A 21,338-nucleotide genomic window follows, 5' to 3' on the forward strand; every position below is an offset into this window, starting at 1 on the left:
TTCAGTCCTTCCGTTTATGCGGCTCGCCCCGAGCGACTTTTTGAGTCTCGGTGAGGATGCCGCGCAAAATGCTCATTTCCGTACGCTCTACCGAGCTGCGCCCGTACAGCCGGCGCAGGCGCGCCATCAGGTGCTTGGGCTTTTCCGGGTCGAGGAAGCCGATGCCCACCAAGGTTTGCTCCAGGTGGCCGTAGAAGCGCTCCATTTCGTCCAGGGTCGCCAACTCGCAGGCGTTGTCCTTTTCGACTTTCGAAGGCTCACCCTGCCCGGCCAGCCAGGCCATGCGCACCTCGTAGGCGAGCACTTGCACCGCGGCAGCCAGGTTCAGCGAGCTGAAGTCGGGGTTCGAAGGAATGTGCACGTGGAAGTGACATCGCTGCAGTTCGTCGTTGGTCAGGCCGGCGTGTTCGCGACCGAACACCAGGGCGATTTCCTCACCGACGGCGGCGCGCTCGACGGCCTTGACCGCGCACTCGCGCGGGTCGAGCAGCGGCCAGGGGATGCTGCGCTCGCGGGCGCTGGTGCCGATCGCCAGGCTGCAGCCGGCCAGCGCCTGCTCCAGGCTGTCGACCACCACGGCGCCGTCCAGCACGTCGTCCGCCCCCGAGGCGCGGGCCGAGGCATCGGCGGCAGGGAAATCCAGTGGCTGGACCAGCACCAGGCGCGACAGGCCCATGTTTTTCATGGCACGCGCAGCGCCGCCGATGTTACCGGGGTGGCTGGTATTGACCAGAACAACACGAATATTCTGCAACAAGGTGTTGAGCTCACGGATACAGATGAAGGGGCAAATGATCTTACAGAACCGACGGGCGTAACGCCACGAATGCGCATGTCACCCTTCTGCCGAAGCAGATTTCTGATAGACTATGCGGCTTTCCTCTTTAACATCCCCAGGTGAAACGCCCATGCAGCCTATGCTGAATATCGCCCTGCGCGCCGCTCGCAGCGCCAGTGAACTGATTTTCCGCTCCATCGAACGCCTGGATAGCATCAAAGTCGACGAAAAGCAGGCCAAGGACTATGTGTCCGAGGTTGACCGCGCCGCGGAAAAAGTCATCGTCGAGGCCCTGCGCAAGGCCTACCCGAACCACTCCATCCAGGGTGAAGAGACCGGCCTGCACGCCGGCTCCGGTGAAGAAGGCAAGGACTACCTGTGGATCATCGACCCGCTCGATGGCACCACCAACTTCCTGCGTGGCATTCCTCACTTTGCCGTCAGCATCGCCTGCAAATACCGCGGCCGCCTCGAGCACGCGGTCATCGTCGACCCGGTGCGCCAGGAAGAATTCACCGCCAGCCGTGGCCGTGGCGCCCAGGTCAATGGCCGTCGCCTGCGCGTCAGCTCGCGCACCAGCCTTGAAGGCGCCCTGCTGGGTACCGGCTTCCCGTTCCGCGACAACCAGATGGCCGACCTGGACAACTACCTGGGCATGTTCCGCGCGCTGACCGGTCAGACCGCCGGCATCCGCCGCGCCGGCTCCGCCAGCCTGGACCTCGCCTATGTAGCGGCTGGGCGCTTCGACGCCTTCTGGGAGTCGGGCCTGTCCGAGTGGGACATGGCAGCAGGTGTGCTGCTGATTCAGGAAGCAGGCGGCCTGGTGAGCGACTTCAACGGTGGCCACGACTTCCTCGAGAAGGGCCACATCGTCGCCGGCAACATCAAGTGCTTCAAGGCAGTGTTGACGGCGATCCAGCCGCACCTGCCGGAATACATGAAGCGCTGATTGCTTCGGGCATAAAAAAAGCACCCCTCGGGGTGCTTTTTTTTGCCTTGTGTTTGCAGGCCCGGCCCTATCGCCGGCAAGCCGGCTCCTACAGGGTGGGCCGGCACAGCCAACCTCACTGCCCCGGCTGATTCTGCCCCAGCACCAGCTTGCCGTTCTTGTCCAGCGGAATGGTCGAGCCCGGCTCGTAGTCCATCTTCACCTTGCCCACCTGGTCACCAATCGAGTAAGTGACGTTGTAGCCCACCACCTTTTCGCTCAGGTCGTTGACCGTGTTGCAGCGGGTTTGCGTGGTGGTGTAGGTGTCACGCTCCTGCATGTATTCCTGGGCCTTGTTGCCCGCATAGCCACCACCCACGGCGCCAGCCACGGTGGCGATCTTCTTGCCGGTACCGCCGCCGATCTGGTTGCCCAGCAGGCCACCGGCCAGGGCACCGACCACGGTGCCGGCGATCTGGTGCTGGTCCTTGACCGGCGCCTGACGGGTCACCGCCACGTCCTTGCACACCTCACGCGGGGTTTTCACTTGCTGCTTGATCGGCTGCACGTCGGTGACCTGGGCGTACTCAGGCCCCTTGTTCACCAAGCTGTAGGTCGCCACAGCACCTCCGGCGGTAACACCGACAGCACCCAGAACCGCACCCACCAGCATTGATTTGTTCACGCGAACCTCCTGATCGTCACTACGGGTTCCAGCCCGCTTTCTCCCAGCCTTGGAGCAAAAAAAAAGGCGCGAGTTCAACACTCGCGCCTCTCTTTACGCCAAGCGGCGTAGGAAAACCCGTTACGGACGGTCGTCCACGCCCTCGGTTTTCACCGGTGGGATCAGGTCTTCGCTGTTCAGGTTCAGCCAGATCAGCACCACGTTGGCGATGTAGATCGACGAGTAGGTACCCGCCATGACACCGATGAACAGCGCCAGGGAGAAGCCGAACAGGTTGTCGCCACCGAAGAACAGCAGCGCGGCAATGGCCAGCAAGGTCGACACCGAGGTGGCGATGGTGCGCAGCAGGGTCTGGGTGGTCGAGACGTTGATGTTCTCGATCAGCGAAGCCTTGCGCATTACCCGGAAGTTCTCACGCACCCGGTCGAACACCACGATGGTGTCGTTCAGCGAGTAGCCGATGATCGCCAGTACCGCCGCCAGCACCGTCAGGTCGAAGGTGATCTGGAAGAACGACAGGATACCCAGGGTGACCACCACGTCGTGGATCAGCGAGATGATCGCGCCCACGGCGAACTTCCACTGGAAGCGGAACGCCAGGTAAATGAGGATGCCGCCGAGCGCCAGCAGCATGCCCATGCCGCCCTGGTCGCGCAGCTCTTCACCCACCTGCGGGCCGACGAACTCGACGCGCTTGACCGTGGCCGGGTTGTCGCCGCCGGCCTTTTGCAGGGCTGCAGCTACTTTGTTACCCAGTTGCGGGTCATCGCCCGGCATGCGCACCAGCAAGTCGGTGGTGGCGCCGAAGCTCTGCACCACGGCCTCGTGGAAGCCGGAGCCAACCAGTTCGGTGCGCACCTTCTCAAGGTCTGCCGGGCGCTCGTAGGTCAGCTCGATCAGCGTACCGCCGGTGAAGTCCAGGCCGAAGTTCAGGCCCTTCTGCCACCAACTGAACAGCGCCAGCACGGTGAGGAGCACGGTAATGGCGAACGCGACATTGCGCACGCCCATGAAGTTGATGGTTTTCATCGCAGCTCCCTCAAACCCACAGCTTCTTGATGTCACGCCCGCCACAGGTCAGGTTGACCATGGCACGGGTCACCATGACCGCGGTGAACATCGAGGTGAAAATCCCGAGGGACATGGTAACCGCGAAGCCCTTGACCGGGCCGGTACCCATGGCGAACAGGATGCCGCCCACCAGCAAGCTGGTCAGGTTGGCGTCGATGATCGCGGTGTAGGCACGGTTGAAGCCTTCGTGGATGGCGCGCTGCACCGACATGCCAGCTTTCAGTTCCTCGCGGATACGCGAGAAGATCAGCACGTTGGCGTCCACCGCCATACCCATGGTCAGCACGATACCGGCGATACCTGGCAGCGTGAGCGTAGCGCCAAGCAGCGACATCAGGGCCAGCAGCAGCACCATGTTGCCCGCCAGGGCGATGGTGGCGATCACGCCGAAGCCGCGGTAGATGGCGATGATGAACAGCGAGACGAACAGCATACCCCACAAGGATGCGTCGATACCCTTGGTGATGTTGTCGGCACCCAGGCTTGGACCAATGGTACGTTCTTCGGCGAAGTACATCGGCGCAGCCAGACCACCGGCACGCAGCAGCAGGGCGAGTTCGGACGATTCACCCTGGCCGTTGAGGCCGGTGATGCGGAACTGGCTACCCAGCGGCGACTGGATGGTCGCCAGGCTGATGATCTTCTTCTCTTCCTGGAAGCTCTGTACGGCCACGTCTTTTTCGACGCCGTCGACAGTCTGCTTGACGTAGCGGGTGACCGGCTTCTGCTCGATGAAGATCACCGCCATGCTGCGCCCGACGTTGGTGCGGGTAGCGCGGCTCATCAGCTCGCCGCCGTGGCCGTCGAGGCGAATGTTCACCTGCGGGCGACCGTGCTCGTCAAAGCTGGCCTGGGCATCGGTAACCTGGTCACCGGTGATGATCAGGCCGCGCTCGACAGGTGCCGAGCGGCCGCCTTCACGGAACTCGAACACCTCGGTGGTAGCCTTGGACGCGCCCGGCTCGGCACCGAAGCGGAACTCCAGGTTGGCGGTTTTACCGAGAATACGCTTGGCTTCGGCAGTGTCCTGCACGCCTGGCAGCTCGACCACGATGCGGTTGGCGCCCTGGCGCTGTACCAGCGGCTCGGCAACGCCCAGCTCGTTGACCCGGTTGCGCACGGTGGTCAGGTTCTGTTTGATCGAGTATTCGCGGATCTCGGCGACTTTCGCCTGAGTCAGCGCCAGACGCAGCACGGCGAGCTCGTTGCGCTCGGTGGTGGTCAGGTCGAAGTCATTGAAATTCTTGCGGATCAGGCTGCGGGCCTGTTCGCGGGTAGCATCGTCGGCGAAGCCCAGCATGATGCCGCCGTCCTGCTGAGGCAGGCTGCGGTAGCGGACGCGCTCTTTGCGCAGCAAGGTCTTGACCTCGCCTTCGTAGACTTTCATGCGAGCGGTCATGGCCTTGTCCATGTCCACTTCCAGCAGGAAGTGCACACCACCGGACAGGTCCAGGCCCAGCTTCATCGGGCTCGCGCCCAGGTTGCGCAGCCACTGCGGGGTGGTCTGGGCCAGGTTCAGGGCCACGACGTAGTCATCGCCCAGCGCACGGCGCACCACATCCTTGGCTGGCAGTTGGTCTTCCTGGCGGGTCAAGCGGATCAGCCCGCTGCCCTTCTCGCCGAGGCTTGCGCCTTTGACGATGATCTTGGCATCGGCCAGCGCCTTGCCGACGCGGTCGAGGTCGGCCTGGTTCACCTGCAGCGCCGAGCTGGCACCGCTGATCTGCACCGCCGGGTCATCCGGGTAAAGGTTGGGAGCGGAATAAATGAAACCGACCACCAGTACCAGCACGATCAGTGCATATTTCCACAGAGGGTATTTGTTCAGCATCACGCCGCCCGTTCAAGACGCGGGGCGCTTTGCGCGCCCCGACTGGAAAAATGAAACCGGTAACTCAGATAGCCTTGAGCGTACCTTTTGGCAGGGTCGCGGCAATCGCGCCCTTCTGGAACTTCAGCTCGACGTTGTCCGACACTTCCAGAACCACGAAGTCATCGGAAACTTTGACGATCTTGCCAGCGATACCACCGTTGGTGACCACTTCGTCACCTTTTTGCAGGTTGCCCAGCAGGTTTTTCTGCTCTTTGGCACGCTTGGCCTGCGGGCGCCAGATCATCAGGTAGAAGATGACCAGGAAACCAACCAGGAAGATCCACTCGAAGCCAGTACCGGCTGGGCCGGCGGCGGGGGCTGCTGCGTCCGCGTAGGCGGCGGGAATCAAGAAGCTCATTGGGCACTCCTAATGCAATATTTTCTAATAATGGATGCGGACAGTCAGTCCAAGGGCGGCACTGGGAGCCCGCGCTTGGCGTAGAAGGCGTCGACAAAGGCGGCCAATTTACCCTGTTGAATAGCCTCGCGTAAACCGGCCATCAAGCGCTGGTAATGGCGCAAGTTGTGGATGGTATTCAGCATGCTGCTCAGCATTTCGCCGCACTTGTCCAGGTGGTGCAGGTAAGCGCGGGAGAAGTTGGTGCAGGTATAGCAGTCGCAGGTCGGATCCAGCGGCGATTCATCGTGGCGATGGAACGCGTTGCGGATCTTGATCACCCCTGTATCAACGAACAGATGGCCGTTGCGCGCATTGCGCGTCGGCATCACGCAGTCGAACATGTCGACGCCGCGGCGCACACCCTCTACAAGATCTTCCGGCTTGCCTACCCCCATAAGGTAACGAGGTTTGTCAGCCGGCATCTGGCCCGGCAGGTAGTCCAGCACCTTGATCATCTCGTGCTTAGGCTCGCCCACCGACAGCCCGCCAATGGCCAGGCCATCGAAGCCGATGTTTTCCAGGCCTTCCAGCGAGCGCATGCGCAGGTCCTGGTACATGCCACCCTGGACGATACCGAACAGCGCCGCGGTGTTGTCGGCGTGGGCGTTCTTCGAGCGCTGGGCCCAGCGCAGCGACAGCTCCATGGAGGTACGCGCCACGTCGTGCTCAGCCGGGTACGGGGTGCACTCGTCGAAAATCATCACCACGTCCGAGCCCAGGTCACGCTGGACCTGCATCGACTCTTCCGGGCCCATGAACACTTTCGAGCCGTCTACTGGCGAGGCAAAGGTCACGCCCTCCTCCTTGATTTTGCGCATGGCGCCCAGGCTGAACACCTGGAAACCACCGGAATCGGTGAGGATAGGGCCTTTCCATTGCATGAAGTCGTGCAAGCCGTTGTGCTTTTTGATCACCTCGGTGCCCGGGCGCAGCCACAGGTGGAAGGTGTTGCCCAGGATCATCTCGGCGCCGATGGCCTCGATGTCACGGGGCAGCATGCCCTTGACCGTGCCGTAGGTGCCCACCGGCATGAAGGCCGGGGTCTCGACGGTGCCACGCGGGAAGGTGATGCGGCCGCGACGGGCCTTGCCGTCGGTGGCCAGCAGTTCGAACGACATTCGACAGGTGCGACTCATGCTTGATCCTCTGGGCCGCGTGGCGCCGGATTGCGGGTGATGAACATGGCATCACCATAACTGAAGAAGCGGTACCCGTTGTCGACCGCCGCCGCGTAGGCAGCCATGGTCTCGGGGTAACCGGCGAAGGCCGAGACCAGCATCAGCAGCGTGGACTCCGGCAGGTGGAAGTTGGTCACCAGGCAGTCGACCACGTGGAACGGCCGGCCGGGGAAGATGAAGATGTCGGTGTCGCCGCTGAAGGGCTTGAGCACGCCGTCGCGTGCCGCGCTTTCCAGCGAGCGCACGCTGGTGGTACCCACCGCGACCACGCGCCCGCCCCGGGCGCGGCAGGCTTCGACTGCATCAACCACATCCTGGCTCACTTCGAGCCACTCTTTATGCATGGTGTGGTCTTCGATCTTGTCGACCCGCACCGGCTGGAAGGTGCCAGCACCCACGTGCAGGGTAACGAAGGCGCGCTCGACGCCTTTGGCGGCGATCTTGGCCAGCAGTTCTTCATCGAAGTGCAGCCCGGCGGTAGGCGCCGCCACTGCGCCTGCGCGCTCGGCGTAGACAGTCTGGTAGCGCTCGCGGTCAGCGCCCTCGTCGGGGCGGTCGATGTAGGGCGGCAGCGGCATGTGGCCAACGCGCTCCAGCAGCGGCAGCACGTCTTCGTTGAAGCGCAGTTCGAACAGCGTGTCGTGGCGCGCGACCATCTCGGCCTCGCCGCCGCCGTCGATGAGAATCAGCGCGCCTTCCTTCGGTGCCTTGCTGGCCCGCACATGGGCCAGCACGCGGTGGCTGTCGAGCACGCGCTCGACCAGCACTTCGAGCTTACCGCCGGAGGCTTTCTGGCCGAACAGCCGCGCCGGGATCACCCGGGTGTTGTTGAACACCATCAGGTCGCCGGGGCGCAGGTAGTCGAGCAGGTCGGTGAACTGCTTGTGGGCAAGCGCGCCGCTGGGGCCGTCGAGCACGAGCAGGCGGCTGCCGTGACGCTCGGCCAGGGGGTGGCGGGCGATGAGGGAGTCTGGGAGTTCGAAGGAAAAATCGGCGACGCGCATGATGATGTTCGGTTCGACAGGGCCGGGAAGTTTAGCCCAATGCATGAAAATTGACCATGAAAGCCGATTGACCGCCCCCATGACCCTCTCTATACTGCGGCGCCACAAGCCCTGATGGCGGAATTGGTAGACGCGGCGGATTCAAAATCCGTTTTCGAAAGGAGTGGGAGTTCGAGTCTCCCTCGGGGCACCAAATCTGAAAGAAACCGACCTTATGGTCGGTTTTTTTTTGGCTACTGGTTTGTTCACTTGTGGACGCTGGCCAGCCATCGCTGTGGGAGCGGGCTTGCCTCGCGATAGCGCCCGCCTGGCCTGCTCTGCTCCCTGCCTGAGCACTTCGACAGAAAGTTGCACTTGCCGAAACTTCCCGCAGAACGCCGGCCCGAAACCATCCAATGATCCACTGCAGGAGCAGGCTTGCCTGCGATGGGGCCCGTCCAGGCGCCCCCCTGTCGCACCGCCGGCATCAACGCTATTATCTGAACCACAGGCCTACCTGCATGCCTGTGTGGAGCGTTTTTATGAAAAGCAATCACCGCAAAGCACCAGACCGCGAACTGGACGACATGGAGAACCAGATTTCCGGACAAGCCCGTGTGGCGACCTCCACGGCTCACTCCCGCGCCTTGGCGGCCAGCCCAGACGGGGTACTGGTCATCGAGGCAGGCAACCTGGTACGCATCTCCCAGGACGGCCAGAAAGTCGTGGTCGCCAAAGCCAAGCCACGTCGCAAGGTCAAGGTTGGCGAAGTCATCCACGTACGGCGTATCGAAGGGTAATCACCGGGTGGCCCGGCTTCGAGTGTTCGCAGGCCCCAACGGGTCCGGCAAAAGCACCATCAAGGAAAGCCTTCCCCAAGCCCTGGTAAAAATCTACGTCAATGCTGACGAACTGGAAAAGCAGGCCAAGGCAACAGGCTTTATCGACTTGTCGGCATTTGGCATGGCCCCCAAACTGCCGGAACTGCTCGCCTTTCATGCAAGCCATTACCTGCTGATCAAGAAAGGCCTGACCGAGCAGGTCAACCGGTTGGGTTTGGTCGAAAACAAAGTCGATTATCGCGCTGTCCAGGTAGACTCTTACTTCGCCTCTGTCATCGCGGACTTCATTCGCCAGTACCTGCTCGATCACGATATGAGCTTTACCTTTGAAACGGTGATGTCCCACCCAGGCAAAGTCGACTTCATGCGCGAGGCGCAGGCTGCGGGATACCGCACATATCTGTATTTTGTCTCGACCGAAGACCCGGACATCAATGTAGACCGCGTCGCAATCCGTGTTCACGAAGGCGGGCACCCAGTCGCCCCGGACAAGGTGCGAGAGCGCTATGCGAAGTCGTTGGCGCTGCTGCCGCAGGCCGTGGCGGCCAGTCATCGGGCATACATCTTTGATAACTCGGGTGACAGCTCCGTGCTGCTGGCAGAGATCACTGATGGAAGCTTGCTTGAGTATCGTTCCGAGGATGTTCCGGACTGGTTCTTCGAGGCCTATGTCGACAAAGTCGACCACTGAATGGGCCAGTTGGATTGCGCCCAGTCGAAAATCGGGACTGTCAGATTTTTTGTGTGCGGGCCGGTAACGGCCTGCCGTCAGGCAGGCCCTGATTCTCACCAGGTCGGCCTGATGAACCGATCTCCATACAGAATCGCGAATTGATTCATCGCGCTTTTCCAGTCATGGGCCGGCTTTCCCCAATTGGCTGTTATGTTGCGCAATCCCAGCCAGATCAGTTTGGTCGCTGCGTCATCATTCGGGAAATGCCCGCGAGTCTTGATGACCTTGCGTAGCTGGGCGTTGATGCTCTCGATGGCGTTGGTGGTATAGATCACCTTCCGGATGGCGGGCGGGAAAACAAAGAATGGAATCACGCGATCCCAAGCCCGTCTCCAAGCAGCCACCACCGTTGGATATTTCTCGCCCCACGGGACTGTCAGATTTTTTGTGTGCGGGCCGGTAACGGCCTGCCGTCAGGCAGGCCCTGATTCTCACCAGGTCGGCCTGATGAACCGATCTCCATACAGAATCGCAAATTGATTCATCGCGCTTTTCCAGTCATGGGCCGGCTTTCCCCAATTGGCTGTTATGTTGCGCAATCCCAGCCAGATCAGTTTGGTCGCTGCGTCATCATTCGGGAAATGCCCACGAGTCTTGATGACCTTGCGTAGCTGGGCGTTGATGCTCTCGATGGCGTTGGTGGTATAGATCACTTTCCGGATGGCGGGCGGGAAAACAAAGAATGGAATCACGCGATCCCAAGCCCGTCTCCAAGCAGCCACCACCGTTGGATATTTCTCCCCCCACGGCCCGTTCTCAAACTCATCGAGTGCTTGCTCAGCCGCTTCAGCATTGATGGCTTGGTAAATCGGCTTCAGCTCCTTGGCCAGAGCTCGCCGCTTGTCCCAGGCCGCGAAGTCGAGGCTGTTGCGGATCAGGTGCACGATGCACGTTTGCAACGTCGTCTCTGGAAACACGGCACTGAGAGCCTCTGGCATACCTTTGAGGCCATCGGTCACGGCAATCAGCACATCTTCGACACCGCGCGTCTTGAGATCGTTAAAGACCTTCATCCAAAACTTCGCACCCTCGGTGTTCTCGATCCAGATGCCCAGGATATCTCGCGTTCCGTCGGGAAGAACGCCCAGGGCCAAGTAAATGGCCTTGTTGCGCACCAGGCCCTCTTCGCGGATCTTCACCCGCAGCGCATCGAAGAAAATGACCGGGTACATCGGCTCCAGTGGCCGCTGTTGCCACGCGCCAATCTCGTCCATGACCTCGTCTGTCACAGAGCTGATGAAGTCGGGTGAGACCTCTGTTCCATACTGCTCGGACAGAAAGGCTCGGATCTCTCTGACCGTCATTCCACGGGCGTACATGGCGATGATCTTGTCATCGAAACCGGTGTAACGCCGCTCATGCTTGGGGATCAGAATGGGCGCAAAACTACCGTCTCGATCGCGAGGGATTTCCAGTCGTAGCGGGCCATCGCCGGTCAAAACCGTCTTGCCACTCTTGCCGTTACGCTGATTGGTTTCATCCGCCGGGCGCTGCGCGCCCGGCGGATAACCCAGGTGGTGACCGAGTTCGGCACTCAAGGCACGCTCGATCAAGGCCTTCTTGAACGCCGCTGAGGCATCCTCGATTGCTTCTGCGGACATCAGGCCCTCGCCGAACTGCTCCAGCAGCTCTTTGGGGATTTTTGGCAGGTCACGCAAGGGTTTCTTTTTGGTTGGCATACATGCACCTCTTACTCATGTTATGCCCGAACACAAAATTTCTGACACCCTCCGCCCCACGGCCCGTTCTCAAACTCATCGAGTGCTTGCTCAGCCGCTTCAGCATTGATGGCTTGGTAAATCGGCTTCAGCTCCTTGGCCAGAGCTCGCCGCTTGTCCCAGGCCGCGAAGTCGAGGCTGTTGCGGATCAGGTGTACGATGCACGTTTGCAACGTCGTCTCTGGAAACACGGCACTGAGAGCCTCTGGCATACCTTTGAGGCCATCGGTCACGGCAATCAGCACATCTTCGACACCGCGCGTCTTGAGATCGTTAAAGACCTTCATCCAAAACTTCGCACCCTCGGTGTTCTCGATCCAGATGCCCAGGATATCTCGCGTTCCGTCGGGAAGAACGCCCAGGGCCAAGTAAATGGCCTTGTTGCGCACCAGGCCCTCTTCGCGGATCTTCACCCGCAGCGCATCGAAGAAAATGACCGGGTACATCGGCTCCAGTGGCCGCTGTTGCCACGCGCCAATCTCGTCCATGACCTCGTCTGTCACAGAGCTGATGAAGTCGGGTGAGACCTCTGTTCCATACTGCTCGGACAGAAAGGCTCGGATCTCTCTGACCGTCATTCCACGGGCGTACATGGCGATGATCTTGTCATCGAAACCGGTGTAACGCCGCTCATGCTTGGGGATCAGAATGGGCGCAAAACTACCGTCGCGATCACGAGGGATTTCCAGCCGTAGCGGGCCATCACCGGTCAAAACCGTCTTGCTACTCTTGCCGTTACGCTGATTGGTTTCATCCTCCGGGCGCTGCGCGCCCGGAGGATAGCCCAGGTGGTGACCGAGCTCGGCACTCAAGGCGCGCTCGATCAGGGCCTTCTTGAACGCCGCAGAGGCATCCTCAATAGCTTCTGCGGACATCAGGCCCTCACCGAACTGCTCCAGCAGCTCTTTGGGGATTTTGGGCAGGTCACGCAAGGGTTTCTTCTTGGTTGGCATACATGCACCTCTTACTCATGTTATGCCCGAACACAAAATTTCTGACACCCTCCGAAAATCAGGTACAGCTTCTACAGCTAATTCCTAAGACTTTCCTCATTCCCTGTAGTCCATTTCCCAAACACACTCCCAGGGCCTTTCAAGCCATTGCGGCGGTCTGGATCGGGTGAAACTGCCCTGGGAAAGATCCAGGTCAAGCACTGAACAAGGGAGTGATCAGGGCCGTAGCCGGCAAACCTGAACCAAGACGCGTCCCTCTGTAGGAGCGGGCTTGCCCGCGATCACCGGCAACGCCGGTGCCATCCAACGAAAGGCGCAAGCCTGCTCTTACAGGCATTTCTGAGCTGCCTATACGGCAGTGAACCTGAATGGACACAGCCTGTAGGCTGATGTGGCGCTGGTTGAGCTGTAGTACCCGCACAAACAGACGCCCCACTGTGCCTTCACATCAAAAACCCAGAGCCCCCGTCATTACCCCCGCCGGCAAGATGCCCGCGCATCTGCTCGAAATGCTCACGCACGCTCTGCACTACATACCCCCAGAACGCCGGGTTATCCACCGTCTGCGTCACCACCTGCACCGGCAAAAACCGCCGCATCTCGTTCTGGAAATCCCGCTGCGTCTGCTCAGACGTCAGGCTCGCCACCCTCCCCTCCCCCAACTGTAAATACGCCTGGATACTGGATGCATGGTCCGCAAGCTTGCGCTCGGCCAACTCATAAGCCGGCGTAACAGCCCGCTGCCTCAACCAGACAATGTCCCACAGGTCACGGTTCTTGATTCGCCCCCGGCGCAGGGCGAAGGCCAGCAGCTTGTCGACGAAGATTTCTTCAAGGCTTTGCGCATTGACGATCAAACCTTCGGTGCCCATGTCGACGCCATAAGGGTTCAACAAGGTCATCGGCCTGGGCTGGTAGGAGGGGATGGCGCAAATATCGATATGGATTTTCTGCGCTGGCAGGCTTCTGGCCTCGGGGCGGGTCTGTACCCGCAGCTTCCAGGTGTCGACATTGCCTTCTTCGCGCTGGGGCTCGCTGACCTCCACCTGCAGGCCATATTTGTCGTTCAGATTTGCAATCAGGTTTTCTTTCAACGAGGCAAAGTCCTCGCGCTGAAAGCCGGCACCACCGGTGAAGTCGAGGTCTTCACTGAGTCGCCTGGAGCCATAGCAGGTGCGCAAGCAGGTGCCGCCGATAAAACACAGGTCCTTGAGCAGGCCACTCTCGCTCAGGATGCGCATGATGTCGTGATGCAGCAGCTCCTTTTCCACAACCACCTGCAGCGGGGCAAGGTCGGGGGTGTTGGCCAGGGCCTGCTGGACGAGCTGGTCAAACAAGTTCATTGGCGACGTTCCAGTCGATAAGGTCGAGGTTGCGGCGGGTGCGCTTCATGTCAGCCAGGGCAAGGGCTGGCTTGGCGCGCCACAGCCGGCAGCGGTCGTCGTAGTCGATCTGGCCCTGAAGCTCGGCAGCCTTTCGGCTGGTGTGGATGAACTCGAGGGTCCCGAATGCGCCGCAACGAATGACCTGCGTGCGCCCGGACGACATGAGGGTGAGCCAGTTCAGCGGTAGCTGGGAAATGACCCCGGCATCGCTGAGTGCCGATTCCAGGCTGATGTAGTTCAGGTTGTTCGCCCGCAGGCGTGCGGCGGCGTGGTACAGCACCAGCCCTGGGTTGGGTTTTGCCGGCGTGTAGAGATACAGGCCACGGCACAGCCGGATCAGGATGTTGTCATCGGCCGCCCGGCTCAGCAAGGCACGGTAGGCACGGTCGGAAATGTCGCGCACCAGCACGCGCATATCTGCCGGGGTAAAGAGGTAGCGTTGCGGGGTGGCCAGTTGCTGAAGGCCTTGGTACAGGCGCCGCAAGGGCTGGTTGTGCATTTTAATGACTCTACAGAAAGTCACGGAAAGTGAAACTTAGTGTAGACCTGCTACGCGATCACTGCACAGAAAGTTACAGAAACAGTAACTTTCTGTTGAGTCATAGGGGAATTCAGCGCGTTGCCACTCGCGCCGGGTGGCTGCCCGCTCCATGCAAAAGAACTCTCCGGCAATGACGATTTCTGTAAGACCAGCCCAGTCACTAAGCCTAATTCCTAAGACTTTCCCCATTCCCTGTAGTCCATTTCCCAAACATACTCCCGGGGCCTTTCAAGCCATTGCGGTGGTCTGGATCGGGTTCTAGTCTCGGCCGGTCGTTGCACATTCAACGACCGGCTTTGACAGGCCGCCCCGAAGCTACCAACGCATTAGCTGTCTCTTTTATGGCGGTTGTGCGTGGGGCACTTTCGAGTGCGCCGGGTTCCTAGCTTCCTCGGTCTGTCAACCCACGTACCGCCGCCACCCTCTTGTTTGACAGCAAACGGTGGTGGCTCCTGTTCATGAAGCTGGGAGACCACCATGTTGAAGATTGTCCCCGACCCACCCCTTTCCCCCGAACTGTCCAACGCCCTTGAAGACCTGCTGATGCAGATCTCCGAACGCCTGTTCAGCGCCATCGCCGTCGCCCACCAGAACGCCCTGCAGCAAGTCACCTCATCCGGCCGCGGCCTGTCACTGGCAACCATGCACGAACTCGAAGCCGCCAGCACCTTGGTGGAAACCGCCCTGGGCAAGATCCAGGTCAGGCACTGAACAAGGGAGTGATCAAAATGAGCGACAAGACTGCCGGCGTGACCGGCTTCGGTTATGGCGACGACGATCAGCCGCTGTTCCGCGTACAAGCCGGCCAGGATGCAAAAATGGCAATGGAGCAGGCCTCAGCGATCATGACCTGCGTAAAGCGCATGACCCTGCTGGCCTCCACCGACGGCGAGGCCAACCTAGGCTGGGGTGCGCATTTGCTAAGCGATATGGCCAAGGCCGTGATCGACGATGTAGAGCTGGGCCGTAGCCGGCAAACCTGACCCAGACGCCCCCCTGTAGGAGCGGGCTTGCCCGCGATGGGGCCGGCAGCGCCAGCATCCAATTTTTGCTGAGCAGAGGGTAATTACCTGCACCGGCCTCATCGCTGGCAAGCCAGCTCCTACAGGGGACTTGTGACTTAGCTCAATGCAGCTCAATGCAGCTCAAATAGAGCTCACGCCGGGCTGCCCCTTTACCAGAACTGTCACGGACGTCGATAATGGCCATTTGAAATCAACTAGTTGACGCCCTGATCACCGTCGGCTTGGAAACGGAGTTCACATGAGCCCAGCAGAACAGACCTTGCCATCCACCCGCAGCGGCCAGGTTACGTCCCTTGTCGCCAAGGCAATGACCGGGATTGGCGTGGTATTAGGTGGCTTGTGGGCAGTCATTACCTACCTGGTACCCGACCCCAGTGTGTTCGGTTTCAGCTTCATCAACTGGCGCAACATTGTGCTGCTGGTCAGCACCTTCACACTGCTCACCAGCCTGTCACTCTGCTGGCAGATGCGCAATTTGCCGAGATTGATGCACGGCACCCTGCAGACTCTGCTCATCACTGCCCTGTCGTTCATCTTTTTCATCTTGGGCACCGAGTACGCGAAACCCACGTTCGAGTTCGCCAAGGTGCAATCGATGGTGGTCGAGAATGATGGCAGCAACCTGCTGGGTAAACGCCTGGAGGTAGTCGATGACATTCGTATCGAGTTGATCGGCTGCGAGAATATTGGTCGCTTCCCTAACTGCACCTTCGAGGTGACCAACATGGGCATGGACCGCGAATTCCGCTTTGACGATGCAACCCGCCTGTTCGACGAAGCGGGGGCGCCACTGCGCCTGAGCGAGTCTCGCGTAGGCCAGCAGCGCTTCAACAGCTGGACCGGCACTCAACTGCTGCGCAACGTGCCAACGACCCTCACGCTGAAGTTCCAGGAAGCGGACCGCAAGATCGAGCGCACACCATCGATCAAGCTGATTTTCCGCACGCGTAACGGCGGCGATGAGCAGGCACTCAAGTTCAATGACGTCACCATGAACTAAGCTGGATTTTCACCTCCAGCGCGAGCCCGCACATGAAACTGAGTCACCGCCCGGCAAGGACTGCCGACATTCCGGCCGTCTGCTGCTTCCCCCAAGGCCCCGAAGAACTGTTCTACATGTTCCCCAAGGCCACCTACCCGCTGACACCTGCACAGTTGAGCGAAGCCATCGCCCAGCGCAGTTGCTCAACTGTGGTAGAAGGCGACGGCGTAGTCCTGGCCTTCGCCAATTTCTACAAGGCCGAGCGCGACGGCGTCTGCGCCCTGGGCAATGTGGTGGTAGCCCCCGGCGCCCGTGGCCGGGGTGTGGCGCGTTATCTGGTGCAAAGCATGATTGCCTTGGCACGCGAGGAGTTCGTGGCGCGGGAGATTTGGGTGTCGTGCTTCAATCACAACACCGCCGGTTTGCTGCTTTATCCACAGCTGGGATTTGTGCCGTTCGGCATTGAGGAGCGCCAGGCGCCGGATGGCGGGCGGGTGGCGCTGGTTCAGATGAAGCAGGTGCTGAGATACGACTGATGATCGGCGTCGTTTGAGTTGGGGCTGCTGCGCAGCCCATCGCGGCACAAGGCCGCTCCTACAGTTGTGCGCGTGTGTTTTATTCAGTGGTATCACTGGCAAGTATTGAACGCGCAGCGTGGATATTGGCCTGGGCACTGATAACTTCTTCGGCATCGCCATCAGCGATCACCTGCGCCAGGTACTCTTGAATAGCTGCCTCACTATCAAGCAGTTCTACGATTCTGAATGGCGTTATCAAATCAGGCATATCTAACCTCCCTGCGGTGCGTGAGCGAACAGCGAGCCTATACCTGCTCACGCCCAGAATCGTTACCGTTTCGGGTAAGACTGTTCCTGTTTCCTCTAAGAAAACCGCCGTAACACCTCAGCAACCACCCGCACCGAACCTTCCCCCCACCCCGACGTCGGAACTTGCACCCCCGCTGCGAGATTCCCGCGTGAAAAACCTCCTCATCCGCAAATTCCGCCTGGTCCACAAAACCATCGGCTACATCGGCTGGTCACTGTTCTGGCTGCTGATCTGGGACGTGCTGGTCACCATCGACTTCATGCTGTTCTTCAACAGCAAGTTCAGCCTGCCGCTGATCCCCCTCACCCTGCTGGGGTCGGCGTTGGTGGTGCTGGTGAGTTTTCGCAACAGTAGCGCCTACAACCGCTGGTGGGAGGCGCGCACGCTGTGGGGGGCGCTGGTCAACAGCTCGCGCAGCTACGCTCGCCAGGTGCTGACCCTGATCGACGACCCGGCCGAGGGCCTGAACCCGGTCAAGGCCACCCTGCTGCGCCGGCATATCGCCTACGTGAACTGCCTGGCCGCGCACCTTAAAAATGAAAAGTGCCCGGACGAGCTGATGGCCTTCATCCCGCCCCAGGAGTTCGAGCGGCGCAACCGTTCGAACAACTTCGCCAACGACATCCTCGGCGGCTCGGCGGCGTTGCTGGCGCGGGAATACCAGGCCGGGCGGCTGGACAGCATTCGCCTGGCGCGGCTGGAGTCGACGCTGGTGGACCTGTCCAACGCCCAAGGCGGCATGGAGCGCATCGCCAACACGCCGCTGCCCTACCCCTATGTGTACTTCCCACGGCTGTTCATCACCTTGTTCTGCCTGATCGTACCAGTGGGGCTGGTGGAATCGCTGGGCTGGTTCACACCGCTGGCCTCGACCGTGGTGGGCTTCATGCTGCTGGCCATCGAACGCATCGGCACCGACCTGCAAAGCCCGTTTCGCTTCAGCGAGCACCAGATCCCGATGGATTCGATCTGCGAAACCATCGAGCGGAACCTGGATTCGATGCAGCGCGAGGCGCAGTGCGGGGAGGTGCAGGGCAGCAGGTGACGGCGTGGGGCGACTGTTTTGTACGTGCTGTACCGGCCTTATCGCCGGCAAGCCGGCTCCTACAGGGGGTGCACAACCGTCACACCTGCGTCAGGCCCGCACATACCGCTGGCGCAGCACATCACTGAAGCCATCCACCAGCAACACCAGCACCAGCATGGCGATGATCACCGTGCTGGCCTGGGCCTCCTGGAACAGGCTCAGGGTGGTGTAGAGCAGCTGCCCCAGCCCGCCCGCGCCGACGAAGCCCAGCACGCTGGCCATGCGGATGTTGTTCTCCCAGCGGTACAGGCTGTACGCCAGCAGCTGCGGCCACAGGTTGGGCAAGGTGCCGAAGCAGAACGCCGCCACCTGGCTGCCGCCCTGCAGGCGGATCGCTGCCGCTGGCTCCGGCGGTGCGTTTTCCAACGCCTCGGCGAACAACCGGCCCAGCACCCCGGCGGTGTGCAGCGCCAGCGCCAGGGTGCCGGCGTTGGGGCCGAGGCCTGCGGCCAGCACGGTCAGTGCCGCCCATACCAGCTCCGGGATCGCCCGCAAGGCGTTCAGCAGCAAACGTGCGGCCCCCTGCAACGGCCAGCCAAAGCGCCCCGCTGCCGGCAGCGCCAGCAGCATGCCGAGCACCATCGCCAGCAAGGTACCCAGCCCGGACATGGCCAGGGTTTCCAGCGCGCCCCAGCCCACTGCCCGCAACTGCTCCCGCGACAAGTCCGGGTGCAGGAAGCGCCCGGCGTACTCGGCCATCTGCCCCAGCCCGCCATTGCCGATCACCGCGTGCAGGTCCAGCTCCAGGTAGGCGAACGAAGCCACCACCGCCAGTGCGATGCCCAGCAGCACCAACAGGTTGATCACCCGGCTCATGCCAACCTCCCGCGCAGCAGGCGGCTGAGCACATCGGCCAGAATCACCAATGCCAGAAACGCCAGCAGCATGCTCGCCACCTCGGCCCCGGCGAACATGCGCATCGACAGGTCGATTTGCTGCCCCAGGCCGCCGGCGCCGACAAAGCCCATCACCACCGAGGCGCGCACCGCGCACTCCCAGCGGTACACGGTGTACGACACCACCTCGGCCGCCGCATTGGGCAAAATGCCGTAGCAGAACGCCGCCAACCGGCCGCTGCCGGCCTGCAACAAGGCGTGGGCCGGGCGCTGGTCCACCGACTCGAAGATTTCCGCATACACCTTGCCCAGCATGCCGCTGTAGGTGATGGCGATGGCCAGCACCCCGGCGGTCGGGCCCAGGCCCACCGCGCGCACGAACAGCAGTGCCCAGACGATTTCCGGCACGCTGCGCAGAAACACCAGCAGCCCGCGCACCGGCAGGCGTAGCACTCGCGACCACAGGCCCGGGCGCCCGCCCCGGGACGCCGCCCGCAAAGACAGCGCACGGCTGGCCAGCAGGCTGGTGGGTACCGCCAGCAGCAGTGCCAAAGCCATGCCAGCGGTGGCCACGGCCAGAGTCTGCAAGGTGGCCTGCCACAGCAGGCCAAGGAACTCGGGATCGTGGGCCGGCGGCCAGAAAGCGCTGGCGAAGCTGGCCATCTGTTGGCGGTTCTCGGCCTGCAGCAGCACGCCGGGGTTCAGTTCGCTCAACACCAGCCCTGGCCACAGCAGGGCCAGGCACAGCAGGGTCAGCAACAGGCGGGGCAGCGCCGCAGGGTCACGGGCGTCGGATTTCAGCATCGCGGAATCTGCACCGTCAGGGCCGGGCCAGGCGCCACCGGCAGGGCCAACTGTTCGTTGGCATACAGTGCCTCCAGCAGGCTTTGGCTCACCGCCTGGGCCGGGCAATCGAACATCACCTGCCCTTCACGAATGCCCACAATGCGCGGGAAGTGCGCCAGCGCCAGCTCCACCGCGTGCAGGCTGGCCACCAGGGTGACGCCATGCTCACTGGCATGGCGGTTGAGCAGCGCCAGACTGTGGTCGGCCAGCACCGGGTCCATGGCCGACACTGGCTCGTCAGCCAGCAGCACCTCGGGGCGCTGGTACAGCGCCCGGGCGATGCCGACCCGCTGCAACTGGCCGCCAGATAATTGCCCGCACTGCACAAACAGTTTGTCTGCCAGCCCCAGCTCAGCCAGGGCTTGACGCGCACCGGGCACATCGCTTGGGTGCAGCAGGTTGAGCAGCCCGCGCAGGGTGCCCCACTGCCCCAGGCGTCCGGCCAGCACCGCCGTCACCACCCGCTGGCGCGGCGGCAAAGGCGGCGCCTGGTGCACCAGCGCCACCCGCGCGCGCAGGCGTTGGCGGGCGCGGGTCGACAGCGCCCAGGGCTGCGCGCCAAGCAACTGCAATTGCCCGGCACTCGGTTGCACAGCAGTGGCCATCAGGTGCAGCAGGCTGGACTTGCCGGCGCCGGACGGGCCGATGATCGCCACCCGCTCGCCGCGTTCGATACGCAGTTGAACTGCGTGCAGGGCCTGAACCTCACCATGGCGCAGGCCGGCCCCTTGCAGACGGATACTCACTTCAGCAGGCCGGCCTCGCGGGCAGCCTGCTCGGTGCCCTGGTAGTTCTCGGGCTTGGTCTCGATGAAGCGGCTGGCCGCCTGCAGGTCGAGGATCGCCTTGTCGGCAGGCTTGGCCGGGTCCAGCGCGAGGAAGGCTTGCTTGATCTTGTCCTTGAGCGCCGGGTCCATGTTGCCGCGCACGGTCCAGTTGTAGTCGTAGTAGCTGGGGGTGGTGGCGAACACCTTGACCTTGCTGGTATCGACTTTGCCGGCATCCACCAGCTTCTGCCACACGCTGGCGTTGAGCACACCGGCATCGACCTTGCCGGCGGCAACCCAGGCCACGGTGGCGTCGTGGGCACCGGAATAGGCCACACGGCTGAAGTAGCTCTCTGGCTTGATGTTGTCTTGCTTCAACATGAAGTAACGCGGCATCAGGCTGCCGGAGGTAGATGAGATCGAGCCGAAGGCGAAGGTCTTGCCCTTCAGGTCGGCCAGGCTCTTCACGTCCGGGTTGGCCGTGATGAACTTGGAGGTGAACTGGGCGTCCTGCTCACGCTGCACCAACGGCGTAGCGGTCGGGTCCTTCAGGTGCACCTGAACGAAGGTGAAGCCCCCCAGCCAGGCCATGTCCAGGCGGTTGCTGGCCAGCGACTCGACCACCGCCGGGTAATCGGCCACCGGCACGAACTGCACTTTCATGCCCAGTTGCTGCTCCAGGTACTCGCCCAGCGGCTTGAACTTGCGCAGCAGCTCAGTCGGCGCTTCGTCGGGGATGGCGCTTACGCGCAGCACATCGGCAGCCTGTGCGATGAAGGCGCTACAGGCCAGCGCAAGGCCGGCAGCGAGAGCCAGGGGGCGTTTGAGCATGGGGAGTTCTCCGGTTCGTGGCGTGGGAGCGGGCTTGCCCCGCAACCTTTCAGACCCGGGCAAGTATAA

Annotated in this window: 23 protein-coding genes, 1 tRNA gene and 2 pseudogenes; 9 read left to right on the forward strand and 17 right to left on the reverse strand. The window is 61.7% G+C overall.

Going from position 1 to position 21,338, the window contains the following annotated elements; all coding sequences use genetic code 11:
* Position 1: 1 nt before the first annotated feature.
* Positions 2-757, reverse strand: coding sequence for a tRNA (cytosine(32)/uridine(32)-2'-O)-methyltransferase TrmJ (gene trmJ, locus KSS94_RS22350; protein WP_217840226.1), 756 nt, complete (start codon positions 755-757; stop codon positions 2-4).
* Positions 758-908: 151 nt separating this feature from the next.
* Between trmJ and suhB the strand changes: the two genes are divergently transcribed.
* Positions 909-1,727, forward strand: coding sequence for a type III secretion system regulator SuhB (suhB, locus tag KSS94_RS22355; RefSeq protein WP_217840227.1), 819 nt, complete (start codon positions 909-911; stop codon positions 1,725-1,727).
* 115 nt (positions 1,728-1,842) lie between these two features.
* Here the strand turns inward: suhB and KSS94_RS22360 are convergent, their stop codons facing one another.
* From KSS94_RS22360 to queA, 6 genes are all read right to left on the reverse strand, one after another.
* Positions 1,843-2,391, reverse strand: coding sequence for a glycine zipper 2TM domain-containing protein (locus KSS94_RS22360; protein WP_217840228.1), 549 nt, complete (start codon positions 2,389-2,391; stop codon positions 1,843-1,845).
* A 120-nt stretch (positions 2,392-2,511) separates the two neighbouring features.
* The gene (secF, locus tag KSS94_RS22365) at positions 2,512-3,420 is read right to left on the reverse strand and encodes a protein translocase subunit SecF (RefSeq protein ID WP_217840229.1); all 909 of its coding nucleotides are present in this window, start codon (positions 3,418-3,420) and stop codon (positions 2,512-2,514) included.
* A gap of 10 nt (positions 3,421-3,430) precedes the next feature.
* Positions 3,431-5,293 (reverse strand): protein translocase subunit SecD, encoded by a 1,863-nt coding sequence (gene secD / locus KSS94_RS22370; protein WP_217840230.1) that lies wholly within the window; start codon positions 5,291-5,293, stop codon positions 3,431-3,433.
* Positions 5,294-5,357: 64 nt separating this feature from the next.
* Complete coding sequence (gene yajC / locus KSS94_RS22375; RefSeq protein ID WP_138218914.1) at positions 5,358-5,693, reverse strand: preprotein translocase subunit YajC; 336 nt, start codon at positions 5,691-5,693, stop codon at positions 5,358-5,360.
* Positions 5,694-5,737: 44 nt separating this feature from the next.
* Positions 5,738-6,853 carry a tRNA guanosine(34) transglycosylase Tgt gene (gene tgt / locus KSS94_RS22380; protein ID WP_014589748.1) on the reverse strand — a complete coding sequence of 372 codons (1,116 nt, stop codon included), beginning with the start codon at positions 6,851-6,853 and terminating at the stop codon, positions 5,738-5,740.
* Between the two features lie 14 nt (positions 6,854-6,867).
* Positions 6,868-7,917 carry a tRNA preQ1(34) S-adenosylmethionine ribosyltransferase-isomerase QueA gene (gene queA / locus KSS94_RS22385; protein WP_217840231.1) on the reverse strand — a complete coding sequence of 350 codons (1,050 nt, stop codon included), beginning with the start codon at positions 7,915-7,917 and terminating at the stop codon, positions 6,868-6,870.
* Positions 7,918-8,025: 108 nt separating this feature from the next.
* Here queA and KSS94_RS22390 point away from each other — a divergent pair.
* The 3 genes from KSS94_RS22390 to KSS94_RS22400 all read left to right on the forward strand — a co-directional run bounded on the left by KSS94_RS22390 (position 8,026) and on the right by KSS94_RS22400 (position 9,429).
* Positions 8,026-8,110, forward strand: a tRNA-Leu gene (locus KSS94_RS22390).
* Between the two features lie 328 nt (positions 8,111-8,438).
* Positions 8,439-8,696 carry a hypothetical protein gene (locus tag KSS94_RS22395; protein WP_217840232.1) on the forward strand — a complete coding sequence of 86 codons (258 nt, stop codon included), beginning with the start codon at positions 8,439-8,441 and terminating at the stop codon, positions 8,694-8,696.
* Between the two features lie 7 nt (positions 8,697-8,703).
* Positions 8,704-9,429, forward strand: coding sequence for an ATPase (locus KSS94_RS22400; protein ID WP_225935811.1), 726 nt, complete (start codon positions 8,704-8,706; stop codon positions 9,427-9,429).
* A 95-nt stretch (positions 9,430-9,524) separates the two neighbouring features.
* Here the strand turns inward: KSS94_RS22400 and KSS94_RS22405 are convergent.
* The 5 genes and pseudogenes from KSS94_RS22405 to abiEi form a co-directional block, all read right to left on the reverse strand.
* A pseudogene (locus KSS94_RS22405) lies at positions 9,525-9,842 on the reverse strand (transposase); the annotation flags it as partial.
* A gap of 60 nt (positions 9,843-9,902) precedes the next feature.
* The gene (locus KSS94_RS22410; RefSeq protein WP_217838745.1) at positions 9,903-11,150 is read right to left on the reverse strand and encodes an IS256 family transposase; all 1,248 of its coding nucleotides are present in this window, start codon (positions 11,148-11,150) and stop codon (positions 9,903-9,905) included.
* A 53-nt stretch (positions 11,151-11,203) separates the two neighbouring features.
* Positions 11,204-12,142: pseudogene (locus KSS94_RS22415) on the reverse strand (IS256 family transposase); the annotation flags it as partial.
* A 443-nt stretch (positions 12,143-12,585) separates the two neighbouring features.
* Complete coding sequence (locus tag KSS94_RS22420; RefSeq protein ID WP_217840233.1) at positions 12,586-13,485, reverse strand: nucleotidyl transferase AbiEii/AbiGii toxin family protein; 900 nt, start codon at positions 13,483-13,485, stop codon at positions 12,586-12,588.
* A complete protein-coding gene (abiEi, locus tag KSS94_RS22425; RefSeq protein ID WP_217840234.1) occupies positions 13,472-14,026 on the reverse strand; it encodes a type IV toxin-antitoxin system AbiEi family antitoxin in 555 nt (184 codons plus the stop codon). Before abiEi ends, KSS94_RS22420 begins: the two co-directional genes overlap by 14 nt.
* Before the next feature lie 519 nt (positions 14,027-14,545).
* On the opposite strand from abiEi, the gene KSS94_RS22430 reads away from it, so the two are divergent.
* From KSS94_RS22430 to KSS94_RS22445, 4 genes are all read left to right on the forward strand, one after another.
* The gene (locus KSS94_RS22430; RefSeq protein ID WP_217840235.1) at positions 14,546-14,779 is read left to right on the forward strand and encodes a hypothetical protein; all 234 of its coding nucleotides are present in this window, start codon (positions 14,546-14,548) and stop codon (positions 14,777-14,779) included.
* 17 nt (positions 14,780-14,796) lie between these two features.
* Entirely contained in the window at positions 14,797-15,051 is a 255-nt protein-coding gene (locus KSS94_RS22435; protein WP_217840236.1) for a DUF3077 domain-containing protein, read from the forward strand.
* Between the two features lie 280 nt (positions 15,052-15,331).
* Positions 15,332-16,093: a hypothetical protein gene (locus KSS94_RS22440; protein WP_217840237.1), complete on the forward strand. Its 762-nt coding sequence runs from the start codon at positions 15,332-15,334 to the stop codon at positions 16,091-16,093.
* Between the two features lie 32 nt (positions 16,094-16,125).
* Entirely contained in the window at positions 16,126-16,611 is a 486-nt protein-coding gene (locus KSS94_RS22445) for a GNAT family N-acetyltransferase (RefSeq protein WP_217840238.1), read from the forward strand.
* Positions 16,612-16,690: 79 nt separating this feature from the next.
* On the opposite strand, the gene KSS94_RS22450 is transcribed toward KSS94_RS22445, so the two are convergent.
* Positions 16,691-16,861: a helix-turn-helix domain-containing protein gene (locus tag KSS94_RS22450; RefSeq protein WP_217840239.1), complete on the reverse strand. Its 171-nt coding sequence runs from the start codon at positions 16,859-16,861 to the stop codon at positions 16,691-16,693.
* A 190-nt stretch (positions 16,862-17,051) separates the two neighbouring features.
* Here KSS94_RS22450 and KSS94_RS22455 point away from each other — a divergent pair, with 190 nt between their 5' ends.
* Complete coding sequence (locus tag KSS94_RS22455; RefSeq protein ID WP_217840240.1) at positions 17,052-17,948, forward strand: bestrophin family protein; 897 nt, start codon at positions 17,052-17,054, stop codon at positions 17,946-17,948.
* Positions 17,949-18,038: 90 nt separating this feature from the next.
* Here the strand turns inward: KSS94_RS22455 and phnE are convergent, their stop codons facing one another.
* Genes phnE through KSS94_RS22475 form a run of 4 tightly spaced genes read right to left on the reverse strand, consistent with a single transcriptional unit; the run spans position 18,039 to position 21,269 of the window.
* Positions 18,039-18,806, reverse strand: coding sequence for a phosphonate ABC transporter, permease protein PhnE (gene phnE, locus KSS94_RS22460; RefSeq protein WP_217840241.1), 768 nt, complete (start codon positions 18,804-18,806; stop codon positions 18,039-18,041).
* Positions 18,803-19,630, reverse strand: coding sequence for a PhnE/PtxC family ABC transporter permease (locus KSS94_RS22465; RefSeq protein WP_217840242.1), 828 nt, complete (start codon positions 19,628-19,630; stop codon positions 18,803-18,805). Before KSS94_RS22465 ends, phnE begins: the two co-directional genes overlap by 4 nt.
* Positions 19,624-20,418, reverse strand: a complete 795-nt coding sequence (locus KSS94_RS22470; protein ID WP_217840243.1) for a phosphonate ABC transporter ATP-binding protein — start codon at positions 20,416-20,418, stop codon at positions 19,624-19,626. The genes KSS94_RS22465 and KSS94_RS22470 overlap by 7 nt, the downstream gene beginning before the upstream one ends.
* The gene (locus KSS94_RS22475; RefSeq protein WP_217840244.1) at positions 20,415-21,269 is read right to left on the reverse strand and encodes a putative selenate ABC transporter substrate-binding protein; all 855 of its coding nucleotides are present in this window, start codon (positions 21,267-21,269) and stop codon (positions 20,415-20,417) included. The genes KSS94_RS22470 and KSS94_RS22475 overlap by 4 nt, the downstream gene beginning before the upstream one ends.
* Positions 21,270-21,338 lie beyond the last annotated feature (69 nt).

Origin of the sequence: Pseudomonas fakonensis (genome assembly GCF_019139895.1) — a bacterium.
In the GTDB taxonomy this organism is placed as follows: domain Bacteria; phylum Pseudomonadota; class Gammaproteobacteria; order Pseudomonadales; family Pseudomonadaceae; genus Aquipseudomonas; species Aquipseudomonas fakonensis.

Excerpts from the sequence above, each read along its gene's own strand:
- queA (WP_217840231.1), bottom strand. The coding sequence starts at position 7,917 with ATGCGCGTCGCCGATTTTTCCTTCGAACTCCCAGACTCCCTCATCGCC.
- KSS94_RS22430 (WP_217840235.1), top strand. The coding sequence starts at position 14,546 with ATGTTGAAGATTGTCCCCGACCCACCCCTTTCCCCCGAACTGTCCAAC.
- suhB (WP_217840227.1), top strand. The coding sequence starts at position 909 with ATGCAGCCTATGCTGAATATCGCCCTGCGCGCCGCTCGCAGCGCCAGT.
- KSS94_RS22410 (WP_217838745.1), bottom strand. The coding sequence starts at position 11,150 with ATGCCAACCAAAAAGAAACCCTTGCGTGACCTGCCAAAAATCCCCAAA.
- tgt (WP_014589748.1), bottom strand. The coding sequence starts at position 6,853 with ATGTCGTTCGAACTGCTGGCCACCGACGGCAAGGCCCGTCGCGGCCGC.
- KSS94_RS22420 (WP_217840233.1), bottom strand. The coding sequence starts at position 13,485 with ATGAACTTGTTTGACCAGCTCGTCCAGCAGGCCCTGGCCAACACCCCC.
- KSS94_RS22435 (WP_217840236.1), top strand. The coding sequence starts at position 14,797 with ATGAGCGACAAGACTGCCGGCGTGACCGGCTTCGGTTATGGCGACGAC.
- KSS94_RS22395 (WP_217840232.1), top strand. The coding sequence starts at position 8,439 with ATGAAAAGCAATCACCGCAAAGCACCAGACCGCGAACTGGACGACATG.
- KSS94_RS22440 (WP_217840237.1), top strand. The coding sequence starts at position 15,332 with ATGAGCCCAGCAGAACAGACCTTGCCATCCACCCGCAGCGGCCAGGTT.
- abiEi (WP_217840234.1), bottom strand. The coding sequence starts at position 14,026 with ATGCACAACCAGCCCTTGCGGCGCCTGTACCAAGGCCTTCAGCAACTG.
- phnE (WP_217840241.1), bottom strand. The coding sequence starts at position 18,806 with ATGAGCCGGGTGATCAACCTGTTGGTGCTGCTGGGCATCGCACTGGCG.
- yajC (WP_138218914.1), bottom strand. The coding sequence starts at position 5,693 with ATGAGCTTCTTGATTCCCGCCGCCTACGCGGACGCAGCAGCCCCCGCC.
- KSS94_RS22450 (WP_217840239.1), bottom strand. The coding sequence starts at position 16,861 with ATGCCTGATTTGATAACGCCATTCAGAATCGTAGAACTGCTTGATAGT.
- KSS94_RS22465 (WP_217840242.1), bottom strand. The coding sequence starts at position 19,630 with ATGCTGAAATCCGACGCCCGTGACCCTGCGGCGCTGCCCCGCCTGTTG.
- secD (WP_217840230.1), bottom strand. The coding sequence starts at position 5,293 with ATGCTGAACAAATACCCTCTGTGGAAATATGCACTGATCGTGCTGGTA.
- secF (WP_217840229.1), bottom strand. The coding sequence starts at position 3,420 with ATGAAAACCATCAACTTCATGGGCGTGCGCAATGTCGCGTTCGCCATT.
- KSS94_RS22445 (WP_217840238.1), top strand. The coding sequence starts at position 16,126 with ATGAAACTGAGTCACCGCCCGGCAAGGACTGCCGACATTCCGGCCGTC.
- KSS94_RS22475 (WP_217840244.1), bottom strand. The coding sequence starts at position 21,269 with ATGCTCAAACGCCCCCTGGCTCTCGCTGCCGGCCTTGCGCTGGCCTGT.